A 4578-nucleotide genomic window follows, 5' to 3' on the forward strand; every position below is an offset into this window, starting at 1 on the left:
CCCTCGCCGGTAGGCAGGTCGAAAAATGGATTTTCGACAATGCCAAGAGGGTTCGGGTTCAGAGAGTCTGTCAACTCCTTAATGCTCCCTGCGGTCCGCTTACCGTTGACAGACGCCTCAAGTAGCTTTCTCAGTGTTTGAAAGTCTTCACTCAGGGATATAAATAAAATGAGTCAAAATAAAAAAAGACCCCTCAAACCAGGGAGTCTCGGGACGCTACTTATTAAAGGTCTATTCTAAAATTCTAGGGAAATCAGCTTAGAGTAAGAAAAAATACTGTTTCATTACTAAAAAGTGTCTTAGCGTGGGTTTTACGTCAAAATGTTGGTGGCACCCCATCTAGAAATAACTACTTTTTCTTTTTACGTTTTACCAATGAAAAGATAGACCATCCAATAATAATTACTACACCTATAAATATTATTTGTGCAATTGCTGAACTTAAATCAAACATAGACATTTACTCCGTAGTTGATTTAGTAGTAAATTTAACTGTTGAACCTGAAACGCTAGAAATACTAATTGTTGTTCTTAATGTATGATATGTCACGTATCCTATTGGTTGACTTCCGATAACTACACCATTAGTTTTTCTATAATTCCCTTTAGACTGAACTGATTTTTTATTATTTGAAACTACACTTGTAGTAATTGCATCAACAGTTGTAGGGAAAATTGCTTTTGTACCAGCATGATCTGTATCATAAATAGTTATTTTATCTTTATATACAGTATAACGTGTAATTAGGTGAGCTTCCATTGCTAAATACACGCCCCACCATTGTTGTTTATAATCTGTCTTATAATTTTTTCCTGCAGTACCAGTATGAGTTGCCATAGTGCTTATCATTCCATCTTTAACAGGCTTAAGCTCTTCTTCAGTAGTATCACTAATAACAACAAAACTACCATCTTCAAATTCTACTATTTTTTCTTCATTCATTCCTATTTCTAAATCTTCTGATTTTATTTCATTAGAAGCGATTTCTTGATCGAATGCACTTTTAAATGCATCTGTAGTTTTTACAAATTCATTGATTTCGTTTTCAGTATATTTCTCTTTAAAATCAATTACTTCTGGAAGATTTTCAACTTCATCCTCTTTACCTTGTTTAACTTTATCTTTTACTGCTTCCATCATTGCTTTGTATTCTTCTTTATTAATCTCTGTTGTTCCTGAATTTTCAGCTGCAAAAGCATTCCCTACACCCAGTACCAACAAAAGAGAGGTAACAATTAAAATATTTAATATTTTTTTAAACATGGACAATATCCTCCTATATTTTCCTATCATAAAATGTTAACTTTTTTATCTTACCATAATTTAATAAAATTGGAAGTTTTCATCTTTATAAGCCAATTTGTTAAATAGTCTTATGCCCCCTTGTTTTAGGGTGGAAGGCGCAGGCTGGGGTGAATTGGCGAGAGCCAAGAGGGGCTAGCCCCTTATTGCGTAGATCCATAAGACAAAAGAAAAAAATTAAGAACGGTTGCTCTGGCGATTTTGGCGGTACAATGGCTCGAGCAAGCCGATTGCCTTAAATCCTCGTTTTAGGTACGTCGGCTTGGCGACAGTTCAGCACCGCCAAAATTTCGGAATGCAAGGGGGAAAGGGTGGAGATTTTTTGAGCGGTTTTCTCAAAAAATACGACCCGAACCTTGCTTGGAGAAAAGCCCTTATATAGAGAGTGAGAGTAAATTGACTAGTAAACTAGTAAAAAAGGTTATTATATCAAGGGTTTATGATGGTTTTAATAGTTATAAAAAATTATAACGTTTGTTATAAAATTTTATAACTATTGAAATCGTAAAAAATAGCCCTTAAAAAAGGGCTACTGGAAAGTCTTTAAATAATGGTTTAGAGTTCATAAATAACGCTTTTAAGGTCGTTTCTACGTTATCACGTTCACCACTATAAATAATATTCGGATTGATAAACAAAGCATATGTACGAGCTTTTACACCTTCTGCTTTATGTCCTTGAGCCCTTACAATAACTCCTTTATCCATAAGGCTTTTTACAATCTTACTAACTTGAGATTTATAGGTTTTAAGTCTTTCGGCTATTTGTGTTTGAGTCATAGGAACTGCACTTCTGGAATGAATATCATCAACAACACAATTACTTTTAAACTGCATAAATCGTTGAATACGCAATAAGAATAGCATTTCTTCATTCGTGAAAAAGTCTGTTTCTAACGCATAATCCCAGTTATCTTGAATGAATTGAGCAAATTTCACTTTTGATTGTGGAGGGCGTTTTGTATAAATCCCAATTTCTTTTCCTCCAGTAGCTTTACTCATGGTCTGCATGGCTTTATCAAATTCATCCTGTGAAACACCGTGGTGATCCTGCTTAAATTTTTCTTTTTTGTTCTCTAAATCCCTTTTTTTAGCGTTTCGTTCAGCTTTATCAAAGCCTACAACATTATCTTTTTTGATCATCTAATTCCTCTCCTTGTGGCAGGAATTAGCCCCTATGTGTTAGAATACAATTAAACTAATTGAATAGGGGCTAACGCCCTTGATTGATACGAGAAACCGCCTATCCGACCAAAGACAGGGCGGTTTTTCTCGTTCTTAGTAAATTATAGCAAATTAATAGAATCCCTGCATTTAGAGCTCCATTCCGTTATCATGACTGCGTTGTTGCGTGCGCCTTTCCCTTTGCTGACGCTCTTTATCCTGCTTCATAGATTCGTTTACGTTCTCCACCAAATTCATTTTTTGAGCAAGAGAGTTCATCAAATCAAAGGATTTTGAGACGTTGGCTTTGATGAACTCCACACACTTAGAAGTCAATTCATTCACACGCTGCGTTAAACTTTTTATCTGTTCTTGCTGCTGATCAATGACTCTGTCTTTTTCCTCGTGACGACTTTCAGATGCTTCTAAAGCCTTCTTGACTTGTTCATGCTCCCGTCTTGAAACAAAATCCTCTGTCTGCATGGGAATTGCTTCCCTCGCTTTCTCCAGTTCTGCAGAAAGGTAATAGTTATTCACGTTCGCCTTTTTTTAAACGTTCCGCCACAATGTCAAAACTTTTCGCCAAGTTCGCTCGTTCTTTCATGAATTCCTTTTGACTGGCGAGCATTTTCTCGTACTCACTTTTTTTGATTTTAACGTGTTTTCCAAGTAAATCCGTTGTCACTTCTGGTGGTTCATATATTGGTTGCACCTTAGGAGCCTTGTATTGACGTTCCTCTGCGATTTTTTTGGTCGCTTGGGCTAAACCCTTCCCACGCTCTTTAAACTCTCTCACAATGGCTCTCTGAGCTTCATATTCGGCTTGTAAGGCGTTTTTAGAAGAATGGAGTTCATCAATATAGGAAACAGCCTTAACAATCTCCTGGCGCTTCCTGAGCCCTTCTGCTTCGATTTGCTTAAACGTTTCTTTGGCTTCTTTGAATTGAGGAACTTTCATGTATTTATGTGAGCCAACATTCGCCCTCTCGAAATCGGGAATATGAGCCTTTGCCAGCTCCTCAATACGTGCGGTCTCCCGCTCACGCCAATGTTTGATAAGTTCTGTCCCTTTTCCTTCAATGCCTTGTTGCTGTAAGGCTTTGTCCATCCCGACACGCCTTGTGAGACCCTTCTTACTCTCAAAGTTCGGAACATAATTGATATGTAAATGGGGATTCGCTTCGTCATCATGCAGTACCATGTTATAGACCGCTAGATTTGGATTTCTTTCTTGAAACTCTTCTGCATACTCCGCCAGTGCCTGCTTCTTGGCCGTACGGTGTTCCTCCCCATCCTTCCCCTCACCAATAGCCACAATCAATTCCCTTTGTTCATGCGTTTTACTGTCATTTCGGATTTTCTCAAAATAGTTCTCAATTCTGCGGTCCTTCCTACTTTGCTTCGCGTTGTAGGCTTCGACGGCTTCACCAAACGTATCTTGATACACTTCTCGAATATCCTTTTGCACAAAATAAATATTCTCGTCTAGCCTGGACTGATCAATGTCTGGATTGCCATAAAGATTTTCTCTGTTGTTGTGTGCCATGCTGCTTTTATGAGATTGATTAAACGAGATAGAAGCCAACATAAAATATCACCACTCCGCCCAAAATTATTGATAAAACAAGTCTAGCAAAGCGACGAAGTTTGTCAATAAGAGTAACCCTATACGTATTTTGACGCTACGCATCAAAAAACATAGGGCTCTGCGAGGCTTTACGGCTAACGCCGAGCCATGCACAGCATGGCAAGACCCTGGGCTACTCGCCCAAACCCAGCCAACGTTAGCACGTTGGATCGCCTTAGTCTCCGACGGTTTGAAACCTAGGTTTCAAAACTTCCTACCCTCGCCGGTAGNAAATATCACCACTCCGCCCAAAATTATTGATAAAACAAGTCTAGCAAAGCGACGAAGTTTGTCAATAAGAGTAACCCTATACGTATTTTGACGCTACGCATCAAAAAACATAGGGCTCTGCGAGGCTTTACGGCTAACGCCGAGCCATGCACAGCATGGCAAGACCCTGGGCTACTCGCCCAAACCCAGCCAACGTTAGCACGTTGGATCGCCTTAGTCTCCGACGGTTTGAAACCTAGGTTTCAAAACTTCCT

The 4578-nt window shown here is 38.8% G+C and carries 3 protein-coding genes and 1 pseudogene; all 4 read right to left on the reverse strand.

Going from position 1 to position 4578, the window contains the following annotated elements; genetic code table 11:
* Nucleotides 1-460: 460 nt before the first annotated feature.
* Nucleotides 461-1264: a hypothetical protein gene (locus DIS06_RS04430; protein WP_110112042.1), complete on the reverse strand. Its 804-nt coding sequence runs from the start codon at nt 1262-1264 to the stop codon at nt 461-463.
* A 557-nt stretch (nt 1265-1821) separates the two neighbouring features.
* Nucleotides 1822-2445 carry a MarR family transcriptional regulator gene (locus tag DIS06_RS04435; RefSeq protein WP_110112043.1) on the reverse strand — a complete coding sequence of 208 codons (624 nt, stop codon included), beginning with the start codon at nt 2443-2445 and terminating at the stop codon, nt 1822-1824.
* A 171-nt stretch (nt 2446-2616) separates the two neighbouring features.
* Entirely contained in the window at nt 2617-2949 is a 333-nt protein-coding gene (locus tag DIS06_RS04440; protein WP_162595872.1) for a hypothetical protein, read from the reverse strand.
* 424 nt (nt 2950-3373) lie between these two features.
* Nucleotides 3374-4054: pseudogene (locus DIS06_RS20840) on the reverse strand (plasmid recombination protein); the annotation flags it as partial.
* Nucleotides 4055-4578: the final 524 nt, after the last annotated feature.

The organism is Bacillus sp. CGMCC 1.16541 (assembly GCF_003184905.1).
Lineage (GTDB): Bacteria > Bacillota > Bacilli > Bacillales > Bacillaceae_H > Priestia.

What these genes read in the sequence shown, in the direction of transcription:
- DIS06_RS04430 (WP_110112042.1), bottom strand. Translation starts at nt 1,264, where the DNA reads ATGTTTAAAAAAATATTAAATATTTTAATTGTTACCTCTCTTTTGTTG.
- DIS06_RS04435 (WP_110112043.1), bottom strand. Translation starts at nt 2,445, where the DNA reads ATGATCAAAAAAGATAATGTTGTAGGCTTTGATAAAGCTGAACGAAAC.
- DIS06_RS04440 (WP_162595872.1), bottom strand. Translation starts at nt 2,949, where the DNA reads ATGCAGACAGAGGATTTTGTTTCAAGACGGGAGCATGAACAAGTCAAG.